Source organism: Pseudomonas sp. JAI120 (genome assembly GCF_014207255.1).
Classification (GTDB): domain Bacteria; phylum Pseudomonadota; class Gammaproteobacteria; order Pseudomonadales; family Pseudomonadaceae; genus Aquipseudomonas.
In genome coordinates, this window is sequence record NZ_JACHCZ010000001.1 from 1,454,080 (window position 1) to 1,472,332 (window position 18,253).

Here is an 18,253-nt window from a genome sequence, read left to right on the forward strand (position 1 = left end):
AATTCCGAAGGGGTGTCAACATCTTTTTTGCAGCTAAGCCTATGAATATGCGAATTATTTATTTGCAGCCGGGGCACCGCGCTTTTTTGGGTGGCTGGCAGGCAATTTTCAACTCAGGTAGGATCGGGGCACTCGTAAAAAATATAAAACAGAGGTTCCAGGATGGCGAACACCCCCTACCCCCAGTCGTATTACGCCGCTTCAGCAAATGCCGTTCCGCCGCGCCCAAGGCTGCAAGGCGACGCCGAAACCGATGTGTGCGTGATTGGCGCCGGCTATACCGGCCTGTCCAGCGCGCTGTTTCTGCTGGAGAACGGTTTTCGCGTCACGGTACTGGAAGCCGCAAAGGTGGGTTTTGGCGCGTCGGGCCGCAATGGCGGGCAGATCGTCAATAGCTACAGCCGTGACATTGATGTGATCGAGCGCAGTGTCGGCCCCCAGCAGGCGCAGTTGCTGGGGCAGATGGCGTTCGAAGGCGGCAGGATCATTCGCGAGCGGGTCGCCAAATACCAGATCCAGTGCGACCTGAAGGACGGCGGCGTGTTCGCGGCACTCAACAGCAAGCACATGGGCCATCTGGAGTCGCAAAAACGCTTGTGGGAGCGCTACGGCCATACACAGTTGGAGTTGCTGGACGAGCGTCGCATTCGCGAGGTAGTGGCCTGTGACAACTATGTCGGCGGCCTGCTGGACATGAGTGGCGGCCACATCCACCCACTCAACCTGGCACTGGGTGAAGCCGCAGCCGTGGAGTCACTGGGCGGTACGATCTACGAACAATCGGCGGCGGTGCGCATCGAGCGGGGTGCCAACCCGGTGGTCCACACGGCCGAAGGCAAGGTCAGGGCCAAGTTCATCATCGTCGCGGGCAATGCCTACCTGGGCAACCTGGTGCCGGAGTTGGCGGCCAAGTCGATGCCCTGTGGCACTCAGGTGATCACGACGGCGCCACTCGGGGATGAACTGGCCAAGACCCTCCTGCCGCAGGATTACTGCGTAGAGGACTGCAACTACCTGCTCGACTACTATCGCCTCACCCGTGACAAGCGCCTGATCTTCGGCGGTGGCGTGGTGTATGGCGCGCGCGACCCGGCGAACATCGAAGCAATCATCCGCCCGAAGATGCTCAAGGCCTTCCCGCAACTCAAGGATGTAAAGATCGACTACGCCTGGACCGGCAACTTCCTGCTGACCCTGTCGCGCTTGCCGCAGGTCGGCCGCCTGGGCGACAACATCTACTACTCACAGGGCTGCAGCGGCCATGGCGTGACGTACACCCACCTGGCGGGCAAGGTACTGGCGGAAGCGCTGAGAGGCCAGGCAGAGCGCTTTGATGCTTTTGCCGACCTGCCGCACTACCCATTTCCGGGCGGGCAACTGTTGCGCACACCGTTTGCGGCACTGGGGGCCTGGTATTACGGGCTGCGAGATAAGCTGGGTTTCTGACAAATCAATGGGAGCCGGTTCGCCGGCTCCCGCAAAAAATTGCCGAATCGCAGACACAAAAAACCCCGGTCTTTCGACCAGGGTCTTTGCTATCGGATCAAAGTAGCCAGTGGCTTTCTTTGTGCTTCAAGGCGTTCAGTGGGCCTTGAAGCAGATATGGCGCAGCGGACGGGACTCGAACCCGCGACCCCCGGCGTGACAGGCCGGTATTCTAACCGACTGAACTACCGCTGCGTATCGCTTGACCGGCCGAGCAAACCGCCTCAACCGTCTTTGAACATCTGATCGACCAGCCTTGGCTGTTCAACCTCAAGCCCGATAAATCGAACCTGGAAAATATGGCGCAGCGGACGGGACTCGAACCCGCGACCCCCGGCGTGACAGGCCGGTATTCTAACCGACTGAACTACCGCTGCGCGTCGGTGCAACCTTTAACGTTGCGTCTCACCCGAAGGTAAAACTCTCAAGAAGTGGTGGGTGATGACGGGATCGAACCGCCGACCCTCTGCTTGTAAGGCAGATGCTCTCCCAGCTGAGCTAATCACCCTTTGCTTCGTTGAGGCCGCGAAATTTACGCAGGTAGCGGACCTAAGTCAATAGCCTGCTTGAAGTTTTTCTGAAAAAGACAAAATTGCTTCAAGACGGCTACCCGCCCTACTCGCTGTAAATCATCTTCTTGCTCATGCCACCGTCCACCACAAACTCTTGCCCCGTGACAAACCCGGCCTGGCGCGACAGCAGCCACGCCACCATCGCCGCCACGTCCTCCACCGTACCCACCCTGCCCGCCGGGTGCTGGGCATGATCGGCATCGGTCAAAGGCTCGGCACGCCGCGCGGCAGGATCACGGGCATCGATCCAGCCAGGGCTGACCGCATTCACCCGCACTTCCGGCCCGAGACTCATCGCCAAGGCGTGAGTAAGGGCCAATAAGCCACCCTTGCTCGCCGCATAGGCCTCGGTATCCGGCTCCGACTGGCGGGCCCGGGTCGACGCCAGGTTGACGATGGCGCCGCCGTGGGCACGCAGGTATGGCGCACAATGCTTGGCCAGCAACATCGGCCCACTGAGGTTAACGGCCAGCACGCGGTTCCAGTAAGCCAGGTCAAGGCTTTCCAGGGTGATATTGTGCGGGTGGGCCACCGCAGCGTTACAGACCAACGCGTCCAGGCGCCCGAATTGCCCCAGGACTTCGGCGACCCCTTGGGCCACCTGTTTCTCGTCAGCCACATCCATGGTGATAAACCAGGCGTTGTCGCCCAGCACCTTGGACACCTTGGAACCGCGCTCGCGGTCCAGGTCGGTCAAGACCACCTGCCAGCCTTCGCTGATCAGCCACGCGGCAATCCCCAGGCCAATGCCCCGCGCCGCGCCCGTCACCAGAGCGACGCGACCATTACTGGCCGTTGCGGCCTCCATGGACCACTCGATCACAAGGCAGCCAGCCCGCGGGCCAGGTCAGCCTGCAGATCAGCGACGTCTTCCAGGCCTACCGCAACGCGGATCAGGCTGTCCCGGATACCGGCCGCTTCACGCTCCTGCGGCGCCAGGCGTCCGTGGGACGTGGTGCTCGGATGGGTAATGGTGGTCTTGCTGTCACCCAGGTTGGCCGTGATGGAGATCAGGCGCGTCGCATCGATAAAGCGCCAGGCGCCCTCTTTGCCCCCCTTCACTTCGAAGCTCACCACGGCGCCAAATCCACGCTGCTGGCGCTGGGCCAACGCGTGTTGCGGATGGCTCTTGAGGCCGGCGTAATGCACTTTCTCGATGCCGTCCTGCTTCTCCAGCCACTCGGCCAGGGCCTGAGCGTTGGCGCAATGGGCCTTCATACGCAGGCTGAGGGTTTCCAGGCCCTTGAGGAAGATCCAGGCGTTGAACGGGCTCAGGGTCGGGCCGGCGGTGCGCAGGAAGCCCACCACTTCCTTCATCTGCTCGCAGCGACCGGCAACCACGCCGCCCATGCAACGGCCCTGGCCATCGATAAACTTGGTGGCCGAATGCACCACAATGTCCGCGCCCAGCTTCAGGGGCTGCTGCAAGGCAGGCGTGCAGAAGCAGTTATCGACCACCAGCATTGCGCCCTTGGCGTGGGCCACTTCGGACAATGCGGCGATATCCACCAGCTCGGCCAGCGGATTGGACGGCGACTCGACGAACAGCAATTTGGTGTTGGACTTGATCGCCGCATCCCAACCGGACAGATCCGCCAGGGGCACGTAGTCCACTTCGATCCCGAAGCGCTTGAAGTATTTCTCGAACAGGCTGATGGTCGAACCGAACACACTGCGTGACACCAGCACGTGGTCGCCGGCACTGCACAGGCTCATTACCACCGCCAGGATAGCCGCCATGCCGGTGGCCGTCGCCACCGCCTGCTCCGCACCCTCCAGCGCCGCAATACGCTCTTCGAACGCACGCACAGTCGGGTTGGTGTAACGCGAATAAACGTTACCCGGCACTTCACCAGCAAAGCGCGCAGCGGCGTCAGCAGCAGTGCGGAATACGTAGCTGGAAGTGAAGAACATCGGGTCACCGTGTTCACCTTCCGGGGTGCGGTGCTGGCCGGCGCGCACAGCCAGGGTATCGAAAGCTACGCCATCGAGGTCGCTGTCCAAGCGACCGGCATCCCATTCCTGACTCATGCTGCGACTCCTTACTCAATTCTTTATTTAAGATACAAAACCGGCCCCTCAGGGCCGGTGTCTACTCAGTTGTTGTACAGATCGATGATCGCGCTGACCGCCTGGGTCTTGATCTTCGACGAGTCGTTACGCGCCTGCTCGATCTTGTTCAGGTAGGCCTCGTCAACATCGCCGGTCACATACTTGCCGTCGAACACGGCGCAGTCGAACTGCTCGATCTTGATCTTGCCACCGCCGACCGCTTCGATCAGGTCCGGCAGGTCCTGGTAGATCAGCCAATCCGCGCCGATCAGGTCGGCCACGTCCTGGGTCGTGCGGTTGTGGGCGATCAGTTCGTGGGCGCTCGGCATGTCGATACCGTACACGTTCGGGTAACGCACGGCAGGCGCTGCGGAACAGAAGTACACGTTCTTCGCACCGGCTTCGCGAGCCATCTGGATAATTTGCTTGCAGGTGGTGCCGCGTACGATGGAGTCGTCCACCAGCATCACGTTCTTGCCGCGGAACTCCAGCTCGATGGCGTTGAGTTTCTGGCGCACCGACTTCTTGCGCGCAGCCTGGCCCGGCATGATGAAAGTGCGACCGATGTAACGGTTCTTCACGAAGCCTTCGCGGAACTTGACGCCCAAGTGGTTGGCCAACTCCAGCGCAGCGGTACGGCTGGTGTCCGGGATCGGGATCACCACGTCTATATCGTGCTCGGGACGCTCGCGCAGGATCTTGTCGGCCAGCTTCTCACCCATGCGCAGGCGCGCCTTGTATACCGAAACGCCGTCGATGATCGAATCCGGACGCGCCAGATAGACGTGTTCGAAGATGCACGGGGTGAGTTTCGGCGCGACGGCGCACTGCCGGGTGTGCAGCTTGCCGTCTTCGGTGATGTACACCGCTTCGCCCGGCGCGAGGTCGCGAATCAGGGTGAAGCCCAGCACATCCAGGGATACGCTTTCGGACGCGATCATGTACTCGACGCCTTCATCGGTGTGACGCTGACCGAACACGATTGGGCGAATACCGTGCGGGTCACGGAAGCCCACGATGCCGTAGCCGGTGATCATCGCAACGACGGCATAACCGCCGACACAACGGTTGTGCACGTCGATCACGGCGGCGAACACGTCTTCTTCGGTCGGCTGCAGCTTGCCGCGCTGGGCCAGCTCGTGGGCGAACACGTTGAGCAGCACTTCCGAGTCGGAACTGGTGTTGACGTGGCGCAGGTCAGATTCGTAAATCTCCTTGGCCAGTTGCTCAACGTTGGTCAGGTTACCGTTATGCGCCAGGGTAATGCCGTAAGGCGAGTTGACGTAGAACGGCTGAGCTTCGGCCGAAGTCGAGCTACCGGCGGTCGGGTAACGCACATGGCCAATGCCCATGTGCCCGACGAGGCGCTGCATGTGACGTTGATGGAACACGTCACGTACCAGGCCATTGTCCTTGCGCAGGAATAACCGGCCGTCGTGGCTGGTCACAATACCGGCAGCGTCCTGGCCGCGGTGCTGGAGGACGGTTAGCGCGTCATACAGCGCCTGATTGACGTTCGACTTACCGACGATACCGACGATGCCACACATGCGACGCAACCCCTACTTAATGAATCTTGACTGAACACAGCTTACTGCGGCGTTTTGGCCGGCAAGAGGTGTTCCTTGAACGGAAGATCAGCGGGTACGCTGATTCCGCTGGCCAGCCACTGACTGCTCCACCCCAATATGAGGTTCTTGGACCAATCTGCAACCAATAGAAACTTTGGCACGAGTACCGACTCCTGCCACCACGAATCCTGCTGTACCGGCCCCAGGCTCAATAGCCCGACCGCCACGACCACCAGCAACGCGCCACGCGCAGCACCGAAGGCCATGCCGAGAAATCGATCGGTCCCGGAGAGGCCGGTGACACGTATCAACTCGCCAATAAGATAATTGACCATTGCCCCCACCAGCAGCGTGGCGATGAACATGATGGCGCAGCCCGCGATGACACGAGCCGAAGGTGTCTCGATGTATCCGGCCAGGTAGACCGACAATGAACCGCCGAACATCCAGGCTACGACTCCTGCGATGATCCAGGTCAGCAACGACAGTGCTTCTTTTACGAAGCCGCGGCTTAGACTGATCAAAGCGGAGATGGCGACGATTGCAACGATCGCCCAGTCAACCCAGGTAAATGGCACGTTTGAGCCTACGGACGGATAAGGCGGCGCATTTTAGCAGAGCGTCGGGCTGTCGGTAAGCTGTGATTGCGGCTGCTTTGCAAATCAATAGTTTGTGGCGAGACGGCCCGATTTCAACCCCGCCACATTTGATTGCATTCCAGGCTGGAATCGATGCGGGCTCAGCCGCGCTCAGGCTGGAAACGGGTCACGAAGCCTTTCAGGTTCTGCTGACGGTCCAGCAAATCCCGCAGCCGGTCGGCCTCTGCGCGCTCGATCAGCGGCCCGATAAACACCCGGTTCTTGCCGTCGGCGCTACGGATGTAGGCGTTGTAACCCTGGGCACGCAGCTTTTTCTGCAAGGCGTCAGCGCCTTCGCGATTGCCCAGGCTGGCCACCTGGATCGACCAACTGATCGGCAAACCATTCGGATCGATACGGCTCTGACCCACATCCGGCTTGCCCGGCGCAGCAGGCTGCGGCGCTACAGGCTTGGGCGCAGGCGTCGCAGGCTTGGCGGCGACCGCCGGAGCAGGTGTCGGCTTGACCACCGGGACACTTGGCTGAACCGGCATCGACGGCGCCTGTTGCGCGGCCACCTCATCATCAGTCGGCACGGGCTCTTCTTCCGGCAATGCCTGCGGCTCCGGTACTACCACCGGTTCAACCTGCACTTGCGGTACCGCCGGGGCCTGGGGCGCAGCCGGGGCCTCGACGACCACTTGGCGCTGCTCGTCCTGACGGGAAAACAGCATCGGCAGGAAAATCACCGCCAATGCCACCAGCACGAGGGCTCCAACCATTCGCTGCTTGTATGCGCTATCCAGTAATGCCATGTGCAGCTTCCTCCGTGGAGCGCCGGGCCAACCACTCAAGCGCCTCGGCAACACAATAAAATGATCCGAACAACAGAATCTCGTCCTCGGCCGTCGCCACCGCGCACTGAGCCTCCAGGGCAGCAGTCACGCCTGCATACGACGCCACGGGCGCACCAAGGTTCTGTAACGCGATCTCAAGCTCATGGGCCGGACGACTACGGGGCGTGTCCAGCGGCGCGACCGCCCATGCCTGGACGCTGCCCAGCAACGGCGCAACCACGCCCTCCAAGTCCTTATCGGCGAGCAAACCGAATACAGCAAGGCGACGCCCCACCGGCGGCGTGCGCGCCAGGCGTTTTGCCAGGTACTGCGCTGCATGGGGATTATGCCCCACATCCAGCAGCAGGTTCAGGTGCTTACCGTGCCAGTCGAACCCGCGACGGTCCATACGCCCCACCACGCGAGTCGCCAGCAACGTCGCAGCAATCTGCTCAGCATGCCAAGGCAGGTCCAGCAACAGATAGGCTTGCAGCGCGAGCGCGGCGTTTTCCATCGGCAGATTCAGCAAGGGCAGATCGCGCAGCTCTACAGCCAGCCCACGCGCATCCCGCCCGCGCCACTGCCAGTGCCGGCCACCGATATCAAGATTGAATTCGCGGCCACGCAGGAAGAATGGGCAATCCAGCTCACGCACCTTGTCCAGCAAGGGCTGCGGCGGATCCAGATCACCGCACAGCGCAGGCTTACCCTGGCGGAAAATCCCGGCCTTTTCATAAGCCACGGACTCGCGGGTATCCCCCAGGTAGTCGGCATGGTCCACGCCAATACTGGTGACCAGCGCCAGGTCGGCATCCACCACGTTGACGGTGTCCAGGCGTCCGCCCAGGCCCACTTCCAATACAACCACATCCAGTTGCGCACGCTCGAACAGCCAGAACGCCGCCAGGGTGCCCATTTCGAAGTAAGTCAGGGAAATCTCGCCTCGCCCGGCATCGAGTGCAGCGAAGGCTTCGCAGAGTTGCTCATCAGTGGCTTCGACGCCATTGAGTTGCACCCGCTCGTTGTAACGCAGCAGGTGCGGCGAGCTGTACACGCCAACTTTCAGCCCTTGGGCTTGCAGCAGCGCGGCAACAAAGGCGCAGGTAGAGCCTTTGCCATTGGTGCCGGTCACCGTGATCACTCGCGGTGCCGGCCGGCCCAACCCAAGGCGGGCCGCTACCTGTTGCGAGCGCTCCAGGCCCATGTCGATGGCGGACGGATGCAACTGCTCAAGGTAGGCGAGCCATTCGCCCAGGGTACGTTGGGTCATAGGTTCGCAGGCACCGGGGGTACAACGATCGGCTCGACTTTAGGCGCGACGTAAACAGGTGTCGGCAGGCCCATCATCTGCGCCAGCAGGCTACCCAGGCGTGGACGCAGTTCACCGCGCGGGATGATCAGGTCGATTGCGCCGTGCTCCAGCAGGAACTCGCTGCGCTGGAAGCCTTCCGGCAGTTTCTCGCGCACGGTCTGCTCGATCACGCGCGGGCCGGCAAAGCCGATCAGGGCTTTTGGCTCACCGACGATCACGTCGCCGAGCATCGCCAGGCTGGCGGAAACGCCGCCGTAGACTGGGTCGGTCAGCACGGAGATGAACGGAATGCCTTCTTCGCGCAGACGCGCCAGCACCGCGGAGGTCTTGGCCATTTGCATCAGGGAGATCAACGCTTCCTGCATCCGCGCACCACCGGAGGCGGCGAAGCAGATCATCGGGCAACGGTTTTCCAGGGCGTAGTTGGCGGCGCGCACGAAGCGTTCGCCGACGATGGCCCCCATGGAGCCACCCATGAAGGAGAACTCGAACGCCGACACCACCACCGGCATCCCCAGCAGCTTGCCACTGACGGAAATCAGCGCGTCCTTCTCACCGGTCTGCTTTTGCGCAGCGGTCAGGCGGTCCTTGTACTTCTTGCCGTCGCGGAACTTGAGACGGTCAACCGGCTCCAGGTCGGCGCCCAGCTCGTTACGGCCGTCGGCGTCGAGGAAGATGTCGATGCGGGCGCGGGCGCCGATACGCATGTGGTGGTTGCACTTGGGGCAAACATCCAGGGTCTTTTCCAGCTCGGGGCGGTACAGCACCGCGTCGCAGGATGGGCACTTGTGCCACAGACCTTCAGGAACCGAGCTTTTTTTCACCTCGGAACGCATGATCGAAGGGATCAGTTTGTCTACTAACCAGTTGCTCATGCTTTCTTTCTCCAGTACCGGTGGCTTGAACACAGCCCCGCGTATGCCCTTGAGCTAAATTCATATGTGGCGATGACACAGGCTGGACGGGGTCAGACGTTCGACCTGCCATTTCCAGCCTGCATCCTCAGCCTTCCAGACAGCCTGCCAGTGCAGGTTGCCACTTCATTTCCGGGCCTCCCTCAGGCGGCACCGGGCTGTTTTACACAGTGGTAGTTATGGACGGCGGCAGACTGCCAGCCGTCACATCCCGCCACTGCTGTTGCGCACGGCCTGCATGAATGCGCGAATCCTGCTGTGATCCTTGATGCCCTTACATTGCTCTACCCCACCGCTGACATCCACGGCATACGGCCGAACCTGCTCGATAGCCGCCGCGACATTCGCGGGATTGAGCCCACCGGCGAGGATGATCGGCTTGCTCAGCCCCTCGGGGATCAGCGACCAATCAAACGCTTCGCCGGTCCCACCCGGTACGCCTTCGACATACGTGTCCAACAGAATGCCACGCGCGCCGGAATAGGCAGCGCAGGCACGCGCGATGTCGTCACCCGCCTTGACTCGCAACGCCTTGATATACGGGCGCTGGTAGCTTTCACATTCATCCGGGGTTTCGTCGCCGTGAAATTGCAGCATATCCAACTGTACGGCATCCAGGGTCTCATTGAGCTCGCAGCGGCTGGCGTTGACGAACAAGCCCACGGTGGTCACGAACGGCGGCAACGCAGCGATGATTGCCCGCGCCTGCAACACATTCACCGCCCGTGGGCTCCTGGCATAAAACACCAGACCAATGGCATCCGCCCCCGCCTCGACTGCCGCCAGCGCGTCTTCTATGCGGGTAATCCCGCAAATCTTGCTGCGAACGGCAGACATATCGTAGAAACCTCAGGGGTTGGACCGAGAAAGTCCCGGATGGTAACAAAAGCTTTTCCGGGCGTCAGCCGTCAAGTTCGCTGAACCCTGTGAGGAAGTGTGGCCCGATGAAGCGTTGCGGCAGCTCGAACTCGTCGCGGTACTCCACATCCACCAGGTACAAGCCAAACGGATGCGCCGTGACGCCGCCCGTGCGGCGGATGCGGCTTTCCAGCACTTCCCTGGCCCATTCCACCGGGCGTTCTCCGGTACCGATGGTCATCAATACGCCAGCAATGTTGCGCACCATGTGGTGCAGGAAGGCGCCGGCGCGGATGTCCAGCACGATCATCTTGCCGTGGCGGGTCACCCGCAGGTGATGGACTTCCTTGATCGGCGACTTGGCCTGGCACTGGCCGGCACGGAATGCGCTGAAATCATGCACACCCACCAGGTGCTGCGCAGCCTCGGCCATGCGTTCGGCATCCAGCGGACGGTGGTTCCAGGTGATTTCTTCGTTGAGGTGCGCGGGACGGATCTGGTCGTTATAGATCACATAGCGATAACGCCGGGCAATGGCCTTGAAGCGCGCATGAAAGTGCGCAGGCATGACCTTGGCCCAACTGACGCTGACGTCATGGGGCAAATTGATATTGGCGCCCATCACCCATGCCTTCATCGTGCGTTCAGCCTGAGTGTCGAAGTGCACCACCTGGCCGCAGGCGTGCACGCCGGCATCGGTACGTCCGGCGCACATCAGCGATACGGGCGAATCGGCGACCTTGGACAAGGCCTTCTCCAGGGTTTCCTGCACCGTCAGCACGCCTGACGCCTGGCGCTGCCAGCCGCGATAGCGCGAGCCTTTGTATTCCACGCCGAGAGCGATGCGGTAAAAGCCAGCGGCCGCCATTTCGGCGGCCGGGTTATCTATATTTGCCAAGAACTGAGAGCCTGATGAGTTGCGCGAAGGCGGCCATTATAAATGCGGCAGCTGCGTGGCGTGCGCTTTTGTTAGGGATTGATCCCTCCCACACTGGACCTGCATCGCCCCTCAGATTTTGCCGAGCATTTCCTTGGCCTCGCCGCGCTGCGCCTCATCACCTTCAGTGAGCACTTCGGAGAGAATGTCCCGCGCGCCGTCGGCATCCCCCATGTCGATATAGGCTTGGGCAAGGTCGAGCTTGGTGGCGACTTCATTCGTGCCGGACAGGAAGTCGAACTCCGGTTCATCATCGCCCAACGCTGCGTCTTCAGCGGTAAAAGAAGGTTCGATGGGCGGATTTTCCAGGCTCTGGGACAGGCGATCGAGTTCGGCGTTGACATCGTCCAGTTCCGAAGCGAAGGCATCAGGCTTGGCGACTGCGTCTGGTTCGTCCGCCAGGGACAGGTCGAAATCCTCCGGCAAATCGAAGTCATCCGGCGCCGACGGGGTCAGCGTCGGCGGCTCGACTGCCGGCGCATCCTTCATCTGATCCTCAAGACCGGAAAGGAAGTCGTCGTCGGATTGCTCGGACGCCGGGGCATTCAGTTGCAGGTCGAGGTCAAAGTCCGACAGGTTTTCCTCACCGGCCTTGGGCGCCGATTGCTGTTCCAGGAGCGCGGCAAACGTCTGCTCGTCGTCCAGGTTGGCCGGGGAAGCCGCTTCCAGGTCATCCAGGCTCAAATCGAAATCGGTGTCGAGTGCGCCGGGCTCGGTGGCCGGGGCCGCCGGCTTGTCTTCCAGCAACTCCTTGACGTACTGAGCATCAAGCGCGGCCGCGGCAACTGCGGCACTGACGCCCGCGGCCAATACGGCCATAGCAGGAAAGCGCGACTTGAGCTGCTCGACCTGGGCATGGTTCTCACCATTGGCCACCAGTTGACGCTCCTGGGTGACGAAACCGTCCTTGTCGCTTTGCAGGCCGTAGACTTCCATCAGCTTCAACCGCAGGTCGCTGCGCTTGGGCTCGTGCTTGATCGCTTGTTCCAGCACATCGGCGGCCTGGTTCAAATGACCACGGTCGATATGGGACTGGGCTTGCGCCAGGGCATCGTTGGCGTTTTGCGGGGCCACGGCAGCGGCCAGCGGTGCGAGCACGGAGGCAACCGTCGGAACCGCCACCGCTGGCGCAACCACTTGAGCAGGGGCCGGAGCGGCTGCCAGCTTGACGTTCGGCGGCGGCACTTCGAGGCCTTCGAAACTGTCCGACGGCAGGTCCTGTTCGATGTTCGAGGTAAATTCCGGCTCTTCAGCCAGCGCCCGCGCCATGCGCAAGTGCTTTTCCTCTTCACGGCGGGCGTTGCGATGGCGCGCCCACAGCAGCAGGAGCAGCAACACTACCAGGCCAGCCGCGCCACCGATCACACTGAGGACAACCGGGTTGGTCAGCAGATCATTGAACTTGCCTTCGGTGGTATCAGGTGCGGCGGCTGGTTTAGCCGCCTCAGGTGCCGACGCAGCCGGGGTTGGCGTTGGCGCGGCGGCCTGTGCAGCGGGTGCTGTCGGCGCGGCGGCCGGGTCGCTTGTCAGTTGTGCGGGCATCGCTGCCGTCGCCGGTACCGCCGGGTCGCCTTTGTCTGCCTGCAAACGGGCCAGTTGATCGTTTTTCAGTTGAATCAACTTTTGCAGTTTATCCAACTGACTTTGCAAATCTGCCGCACGGCTCTTGAGTTCTTCGTTATCGCGGCGAGTGGTGTCCAGTTGCTCCTGGGTCATCGCCAGCTTGTCGCTCAGGACCCGGCTGTCACCGGCCTTGCCTTTGCCGCCCTTCTTGGCCGCTTCAGCCGAGACCAGGCTCAGGTTGTCCTTAGCATTGGTGGTCGACGGCGCATTGCCGGCCTGGGCGCGCTTGGTGGCGTCCAGTTGCTGCTTGCCGGCTACCTGATTGGCAGCCGCGCGCCGACCCTGGCGCCAGGCGGCATTTTGCGCCGTCACTTCGGCGATTGCTTGAGGTTGCGGTAACGCAGTGCTTTGTACGGTGTCCGGCAGGCGCAGCACCTGGCCGGTTTTCAGGCGGTTGATATTGCCATCGATAAAGGCGCCGGGGTTGAGTGCCTGAATGGCCAGCATGGTCTGCTGCACCGAGCCGCCATTGCGGTGCTTCTGCGCAATTTCCCACAGGGTGTCGCGGGAGGTGGTGGTGTGCTGAACCGGCTTGCTCACAGCGGGCGCAGCATTGGCAGGCGCTCCCAAGCGCGGAGCAGGTGCTGCGGCACTCGAAGCAGGCTGGTCAAACTTGCTCGGGTCGAGCAACACGCTGTAGTCGCGCATCAGGCGGCCATTGGGCCATTGCACCTGCAGCAGGAAACGTACGTAGGAATCCGGCAGCGGCTTGCTGGAGGTGACGCGCACCACGCTGCGACCACTGGGATTGATGACCGGGGTAAACGTCAGGTCATCGAGAAACGCCCGGCGATCGACGCCCGCGTCCACGAACGCTTGGGATGAGGCCAGGCTCGGGGTGATCTCGGACGCCGTGAGGCCACCGACATCGAGCAATTCGATTTCCACCGACAACGGCTGGTTCAACGTCGACTTTAGGGTCATCTCCCCCAGCTGCAGCGCCTGCGCCATACCGGAGGACAGCGCCGAGGCGGCCGCTATTGCTAACACCAGTTTGCGAACTTGAACCATAGCCTCATCCTTTGTTTGAACACTCCCCGGCCTGCGAGAAGGTTGGTAACCGCTTGCCATAAGGCATGGCGAGCCGATAGGTCACCGACGCGCAATTGTTCCTGCTTGGGGCCAAGCATAGCGCCTGGTTAGAATCAATCTACAAATTGCCGCCAAGTATCTTTTACGCAAGGCGTTTTATCAACAACTGCGCCAGTTGCACGGCGTTAAGGGCTGCGCCCTTGCGTACGTTATCTGACGTCAGCCACAGATTTAGTTCAGCCGGGTCATCCACCCCCGCGCGCACCCGGCCTACATAAACCACATCCTGGCCCACTGCGTCGCCCACGGCTGTAGGGTAATCACCCTCTTCTACCAGTTCGATACCCGGCGCGGCCTCCAATGCCCGGTTGACGGCGGCGAGATCGACCGCCGCGCCCGACTGCAGTGACACAGTCAGGCTATCGCCAAAAAACACCGGGGCTTGAACGCACGTTGCGGAAATCTTTAGCAAAGGTAATTCCAGGACTGCGCGCAGTTCGTGAACCAGGCGTTTTTCCAAGGCGGTATGACCTTGGGCGTCTGGCGTGCCGACTTGTGCCAACAGGTTGAAGGCCATTTGCCGGTCAAAGAACTTCGGTTCCAGGGGGCGCACGTTCAGGAGCTCGGCGGTCTGACGTGCCAATTCGCTGACGGCTTCTCGGCCTTGGGCAGACACCGCCAGGCTGGCAGTGACGGCGACACGCCGGATGTCCAGCAAGCCGCGCAACGGCGCCAGCACCACCGCCAGGTTAGTGGCGGACGGGCTCGGACTGCCTAGCTGGAACGGCTTTTTCAACCCCTCAAGGACGTGGGCATTGGCTTCCGGCACCACCTGAGGCGCCTGCTCGGCGGGCAAGGCTCCCGACAAGTCGATCACCGCGCAACCCGCCGCCGTGGCACGCGGCGCGAAGCTCAGGGTGACCGCAGGGCCTGCAGCGAAGAAGGCCAATTGCGCCTTGCTGAAATCGAATTCGTCGACCTCCTTGACCCGTACGTTCTTGCCGCGAAACGGCACCGAGGCGCCAGCAGAGTTACTGCCCGCCAGCAGGTACAGGGTGCCCACCGGGAATTCCAGCTCTTCGAGAATCTGCACCAGGGTTTCGCCGACCGTACCAGTGGCACCGATCACGGCAATTTCAAAGGTCTGGGTCATGGGGGGCTACCTCGGGCATGGCGGGGGGAGCGGCACTTTACCGGGTGGCTGGGGGGGAGGCAATTAGCCTGGGTCTGATCGAGCGCCCGAAAGAACAATAAAAAACCCGCGCCTGTCACCAGAACGCGGGTTTCTCTTATCGCCTTACGCGATCAACGCTCCAGCAGAATCCGCAGCATGCGACGCAGCGGCTCGGCCGCGCCCCACAGCAGTTGATCGCCGACGGTGAACGCGCCCAGGTACTGGGTGCCCATGTTCAGCTTGCGCAGACGGCCCACCGGTACATTCAGGGTGCCGGTGACCTTGGTCGGGCTCAGCTCCTGCATGCTGATGTCGCGGTTGTTCGGCACCAGCTTGACCCAGGGGTTGTGCTGGCTGATCAGCCCTTCGATATCGGCGATCGGCACGTCTTTGTTCAGCTTGATGGTCAGCGCCTGGCTGTGGCAGCGCATGGCGCCGATGCGCACGCAGATGCCATCCACCGGGATCGGGCTCTTGAACCGGCCGAGGATTTTGTTGGTCTCGGCCTGGGCCTTCCACTCTTCGCGGCTCTGGCCGTTCGGCAGCTCTTTGTCGATCCACGGAATCAGGCTGCCGGCCAATGGCACACCGAAGTTCTCGGTCGGGTAGGCATCGCTGCGCATGGCTTCGGCCACACGGCGGTCGATGTCGAGGATCGCGCTGGCCGGATCGGCCAGTTGATCGGCGACAGCGGCGTGGGTCGCGCCCATCTGCTTGATCAGCTCACGCATGTTCTGCGCGCCGGCACCGGACGCCGCCTGGTAGGTCATGGCGCTCATCCACTCGACCAGGCCGGCTTCGAACAGGCCACCCAGGCCCATCAGCATCAGGCTGACGGTGCAGTTGCCGCCCACATAATTCTTGGTGCCGGCATCCAGTTGCTGGTCGATGACCTTGCGGTTGACCGGGTCGAGGATGATGACGGCGTCGTCCTGCATGCGCAGGCTCGAGGCGGCGTCGATCCAGTAACCCTGCCAGCCGGCTTCACGCAGCTTGGGGAAGACTTCGCTGGTGTAGTCGCCACCCTGGCAGGTCAGGATCACGTCGAGGGTTTTCAGCTCTTCAATGCTGTAGGCGTCCTTGAGCGGGGCAATATCCTTGCCCACGGACGGCCCTTGGCCACCTACATTCGAAGTGGTGAAAAACACCGGCTCAATAAGATCGAAATCCTGCTCTTCCAGCATCCGCTGCATGAGCACGGAACCGACCATACCGCGCCAACCGATCAGACCTACACGTTTCATCGCAACTACACCTTGTTAAAAAGTGGGCCGCCTTGCAGCAACAACTGCAAGCGGGCCCGAGAGATTACAGATTCCGCAGCGCGGCGACTACTGCGTCGCCCATTTCTTGCGTACCCACCTTGGTGCAACCCTGCGACCAGATGTCGCCGGTGCGCAAGCCCTGGTCCAGCACCAGGCTCACGGCTTTCTCGATCGCGTCCGCAGCGTCGCTCAGGTTAAAGCTGTAACGCAGCATCATCGAGACCGACAGGATGGTCGCCAGCGGGTTGGCAATGCCCTGGCCCGCGATGTCCGGCGCCGAGCCGTGGCAAGGCTCGTACATGCCCTTGTTATTGGTATCCAGGGACGCCGACGGCAGCATGCCGATGGAACCGGTGAGCATCGAGGCCTGGTCGGACAGGATGTCGCCGAACAGGTTGTCGGTGACGATCACGTCGAACTGCTTCGGCGCACGTACCAGTTGCATGGCGGCGTTGTCGACGTACATGTGGCTCAGTTCGACGTCCGGGTAGTCCTTGGCCACCTCTTCGACGATTTCGCGCCACAGTTGGCTGGAGGCCAGGACGTTGGCCTTGTCCACCGAGCAGACCTTCTTGCCACGCACACGGGCCATGTCGAAACCGACGCGGGCGATACGGCGGATTTCACTCTCGCTGTACGGCAGGGTGTCGTAGGCCTGGCGCTCACCATTCTCCAGCTCACGCACGCCGCGTGGCGAGCCGAAGTAGATACCGCCGGTCAGTTCACGCACGATCAGGATGTCCAGGCCCGCCACCACTTCCGGCTTGAGGCTCGACGCGTCGGCCAGTTGCGGGTAGAGGATCGCCGGGCGCAGGTTGCCGAACAGGCCCAGTTGCGCGCGGATTTTCAGCAGGCCGCGCTCAGGGCGGATGTCACGTTCGATCTTGTCCCATTTCGGGCCACCCACGGCGCCGAGCAGCACGGCATCGGCCGCACGGGCGCGGTCCAGGGTTTCATCGGCCAGGGGCACGCCGTGCTTGTCGATGGCCGCGCCGCCGATCACGTCGTGGCTCAGCTCGAAGCCCAGGCTGTACTTGGAGTTGGCCAGTTCCAGCACCTTGACCGCTTCGGCCATGATTTCCGGACCAATACCGTCGCCAGGGAGAATCAGAATCTGCTTGCTCATGCGTTCCTCATTTCATCAAGCGACCCGCCCGTGGGCAGGTCGGGAAAAATCGATCAGCGTTCGGCGAAGACCACCAGTACGTCGGTGCTGAAAGTGCCGTCGGCCTGAATTTCGTAATAATCGCGCACTTCCTGGCCCATGGCCTTCTGCAGCTCAAGGATTGCAGCGCGCAATACCTCTGGCGTGCGCATGCGCTCGACCCAGGAGGTGTATTCCAGGCGCAAGCGTTGGCGGCTGCTAGTGCGCACGTGCAGACCGGACTCGCTGAGCTGTTGCATCCACTCCCCGGCGGAATAATCGCGCACGTGGCTGGTATCGCGCAGCACTTCGACGGTTTGCAGGTAAGTGTCCAACAGCGGGCTGCCCGGTGACAAGACATCCACAAACGCCGCCACGCCGCCCGGCTTGAGCACCCGGCGCACTTCGCGCAGGGCCAGGCCGAGGTCGCTCCAATGGTGCGCCGAATAACGGCTGAACACGAAGTCGAATTCGCCATCGGCGAACGGCAGGCGCTCGGCGGCGCCGTGCACGGTGGTGATGTTGCCCAAGCCACGATCCTTGGCGGCGGCAGCAACCACGTCGAGCATCTGCTCGGACAGGTCGTAGGCCACCACTTCCTTGACCAGCGGCGCCACATGGAAACTCACATGGCCGGCACCGCAGCCCAGGTCCAGCAGTCGCGCAGAGCCCTGCCCGGCCAGTTCAGCCTGAAGCAGCGCGAATTCGGTGCCTTGGGCGTGCACGGCACTGCTCAGGTAGGCAGACGCCTGTTCGCCGAATTGTTTTTGCACGACTTGGGTGTGGGCGGTGCTGGTCATGGTGTTTCCCCTGGGTGTGTGTTGTTAACACTGGCCTCATCGGGGGCAAGCCCCCTCCCACATTTGGAATGCGTTCCCCCTGTGAGAGGGGGCTTGCCCC

At 61.9% G+C, this 18,253-nt stretch carries 15 protein-coding genes and 3 tRNA genes; 1 reads left to right on the forward strand and 17 read right to left on the reverse strand.

Features of this window, described 5'->3' with window-relative positions:
* Nucleotides 1-162: 162 nt before the first annotated feature.
* Nucleotides 163-1,446 carry an FAD-binding oxidoreductase gene (locus HDC32_RS06710; protein WP_184743081.1) on the forward strand — a complete coding sequence of 428 codons (1,284 nt, stop codon included), beginning with the start codon at nt 163-165 and terminating at the stop codon, nt 1,444-1,446.
* A 157-nt stretch (nt 1,447-1,603) separates the two neighbouring features.
* Here HDC32_RS06710 and HDC32_RS06715 read toward each other — a convergent pair.
* The 17 genes from HDC32_RS06715 to HDC32_RS06795 form a co-directional block, all read right to left on the reverse strand.
* A tRNA-Asp gene (locus HDC32_RS06715) sits at nt 1,604-1,680 on the reverse strand.
* Nucleotides 1,681-1,785: 105 nt separating this feature from the next.
* A tRNA-Asp gene (locus tag HDC32_RS06720) sits at nt 1,786-1,862 on the reverse strand.
* 55 nt (nt 1,863-1,917) lie between these two features.
* Nucleotides 1,918-1,993: transfer RNA gene (locus HDC32_RS06725), tRNA-Val, on the reverse strand.
* A 107-nt stretch (nt 1,994-2,100) separates the two neighbouring features.
* Nucleotides 2,101-2,865, reverse strand: coding sequence for an SDR family oxidoreductase (locus HDC32_RS06730; protein WP_131700521.1), 765 nt, complete (start codon nt 2,863-2,865; stop codon nt 2,101-2,103).
* Between the two features lie 11 nt (nt 2,866-2,876).
* Complete coding sequence (locus HDC32_RS06735) at nt 2,877-4,088, reverse strand: O-succinylhomoserine sulfhydrylase (protein WP_131700520.1); 1,212 nt, start codon at nt 4,086-4,088, stop codon at nt 2,877-2,879.
* Between the two features lie 65 nt (nt 4,089-4,153).
* The gene (purF, locus tag HDC32_RS06740) at nt 4,154-5,659 is read right to left on the reverse strand and encodes an amidophosphoribosyltransferase (RefSeq protein WP_027604079.1); all 1,506 of its coding nucleotides are present in this window, start codon (nt 5,657-5,659) and stop codon (nt 4,154-4,156) included.
* A gap of 41 nt (nt 5,660-5,700) precedes the next feature.
* On the reverse strand, nt 5,701-6,258 hold the full coding sequence (locus HDC32_RS06745) for a CvpA family protein (RefSeq protein WP_003192538.1): 558 nt from the start codon (nt 6,256-6,258) through the stop codon (nt 5,701-5,703).
* 161 nt (nt 6,259-6,419) lie between these two features.
* Nucleotides 6,420-7,073: an SPOR domain-containing protein gene (locus HDC32_RS06750; protein ID WP_131700519.1), complete on the reverse strand. Its 654-nt coding sequence runs from the start codon at nt 7,071-7,073 to the stop codon at nt 6,420-6,422.
* Nucleotides 7,057-8,364, reverse strand: coding sequence for a bifunctional tetrahydrofolate synthase/dihydrofolate synthase (folC, locus tag HDC32_RS06755; protein WP_184743084.1), 1,308 nt, complete (start codon nt 8,362-8,364; stop codon nt 7,057-7,059). Before folC ends, HDC32_RS06750 begins: the two co-directional genes overlap by 17 nt.
* Entirely contained in the window at nt 8,361-9,281 is a 921-nt protein-coding gene (accD, locus tag HDC32_RS06760) for an acetyl-CoA carboxylase, carboxyltransferase subunit beta (RefSeq protein WP_027604076.1), read from the reverse strand. Before accD ends, folC begins: the two co-directional genes overlap by 4 nt.
* A 243-nt stretch (nt 9,282-9,524) precedes the next feature.
* Nucleotides 9,525-10,157, reverse strand: a complete 633-nt coding sequence (locus HDC32_RS06765) for a phosphoribosylanthranilate isomerase (RefSeq protein WP_184743086.1) — start codon at nt 10,155-10,157, stop codon at nt 9,525-9,527.
* Between the two features lie 64 nt (nt 10,158-10,221).
* A complete protein-coding gene (truA, locus tag HDC32_RS06770) occupies nt 10,222-11,046 on the reverse strand; it encodes a tRNA pseudouridine(38-40) synthase TruA (protein WP_131700548.1) in 825 nt (274 codons plus the stop codon).
* A gap of 141 nt (nt 11,047-11,187) precedes the next feature.
* On the reverse strand, nt 11,188-13,749 hold the full coding sequence (locus tag HDC32_RS06775; protein WP_184743089.1) for a FimV/HubP family polar landmark protein: 2,562 nt from the start codon (nt 13,747-13,749) through the stop codon (nt 11,188-11,190).
* A gap of 163 nt (nt 13,750-13,912) precedes the next feature.
* Entirely contained in the window at nt 13,913-14,923 is a 1,011-nt protein-coding gene (locus HDC32_RS06780) for an aspartate-semialdehyde dehydrogenase (RefSeq protein ID WP_184743092.1), read from the reverse strand.
* A 152-nt stretch (nt 14,924-15,075) separates the two neighbouring features.
* Complete coding sequence (asd, locus tag HDC32_RS06785) at nt 15,076-16,188, reverse strand: aspartate-semialdehyde dehydrogenase (protein ID WP_027604071.1); 1,113 nt, start codon at nt 16,186-16,188, stop codon at nt 15,076-15,078.
* Nucleotides 16,189-16,252: 64 nt separating this feature from the next.
* Nucleotides 16,253-17,335: a 3-isopropylmalate dehydrogenase gene (gene leuB / locus HDC32_RS06790; RefSeq protein ID WP_017530190.1), complete on the reverse strand. Its 1,083-nt coding sequence runs from the start codon at nt 17,333-17,335 to the stop codon at nt 16,253-16,255.
* A gap of 53 nt (nt 17,336-17,388) precedes the next feature.
* Nucleotides 17,389-18,153, reverse strand: a complete 765-nt coding sequence (locus tag HDC32_RS06795) for a class I SAM-dependent methyltransferase (protein ID WP_131700513.1) — start codon at nt 18,151-18,153, stop codon at nt 17,389-17,391.
* Nucleotides 18,154-18,253 lie beyond the last annotated feature (100 nt).

What these genes read in the sequence shown, in the direction of transcription:
- HDC32_RS06710 (WP_184743081.1), top strand. Translation starts at nt 163, where the DNA reads ATGGCGAACACCCCCTACCCCCAGTCGTATTACGCCGCTTCAGCAAAT.
- HDC32_RS06730 (WP_131700521.1), bottom strand. Translation starts at nt 2,865, where the DNA reads ATGGAGGCCGCAACGGCCAGTAATGGTCGCGTCGCTCTGGTGACGGGC.
- HDC32_RS06735 (WP_131700520.1), bottom strand. Translation starts at nt 4,088, where the DNA reads ATGAGTCAGGAATGGGATGCCGGTCGCTTGGACAGCGACCTCGATGGC.
- purF (WP_027604079.1), bottom strand. Translation starts at nt 5,659, where the DNA reads ATGTGTGGCATCGTCGGTATCGTCGGTAAGTCGAACGTCAATCAGGCG.
- HDC32_RS06750 (WP_131700519.1), bottom strand. Translation starts at nt 7,073, where the DNA reads ATGGCATTACTGGATAGCGCATACAAGCAGCGAATGGTTGGAGCCCTC.
- folC (WP_184743084.1), bottom strand. Translation starts at nt 8,364, where the DNA reads ATGACCCAACGTACCCTGGGCGAATGGCTCGCCTACCTTGAGCAGTTG.
- accD (WP_027604076.1), bottom strand. Translation starts at nt 9,281, where the DNA reads ATGAGCAACTGGTTAGTAGACAAACTGATCCCTTCGATCATGCGTTCC.
- HDC32_RS06765 (WP_184743086.1), bottom strand. Translation starts at nt 10,157, where the DNA reads ATGTCTGCCGTTCGCAGCAAGATTTGCGGGATTACCCGCATAGAAGAC.
- truA (WP_131700548.1), bottom strand. Translation starts at nt 11,046, where the DNA reads ATGGCGGCCGCTGGCTTTTACCGCATCGCTCTCGGCGTGGAATACAAA.
- HDC32_RS06775 (WP_184743089.1), bottom strand. Translation starts at nt 13,749, where the DNA reads ATGGTTCAAGTTCGCAAACTGGTGTTAGCAATAGCGGCCGCCTCGGCG.
- HDC32_RS06780 (WP_184743092.1), bottom strand. Translation starts at nt 14,923, where the DNA reads ATGACCCAGACCTTTGAAATTGCCGTGATCGGTGCCACTGGTACGGTC.
- asd (WP_027604071.1), bottom strand. Translation starts at nt 16,188, where the DNA reads ATGAAACGTGTAGGTCTGATCGGTTGGCGCGGTATGGTCGGTTCCGTG.
- leuB (WP_017530190.1), bottom strand. Translation starts at nt 17,335, where the DNA reads ATGAGCAAGCAGATTCTGATTCTCCCTGGCGACGGTATTGGTCCGGAA.
- HDC32_RS06795 (WP_131700513.1), bottom strand. Translation starts at nt 18,153, where the DNA reads ATGACCAGCACCGCCCACACCCAAGTCGTGCAAAAACAATTCGGCGAA.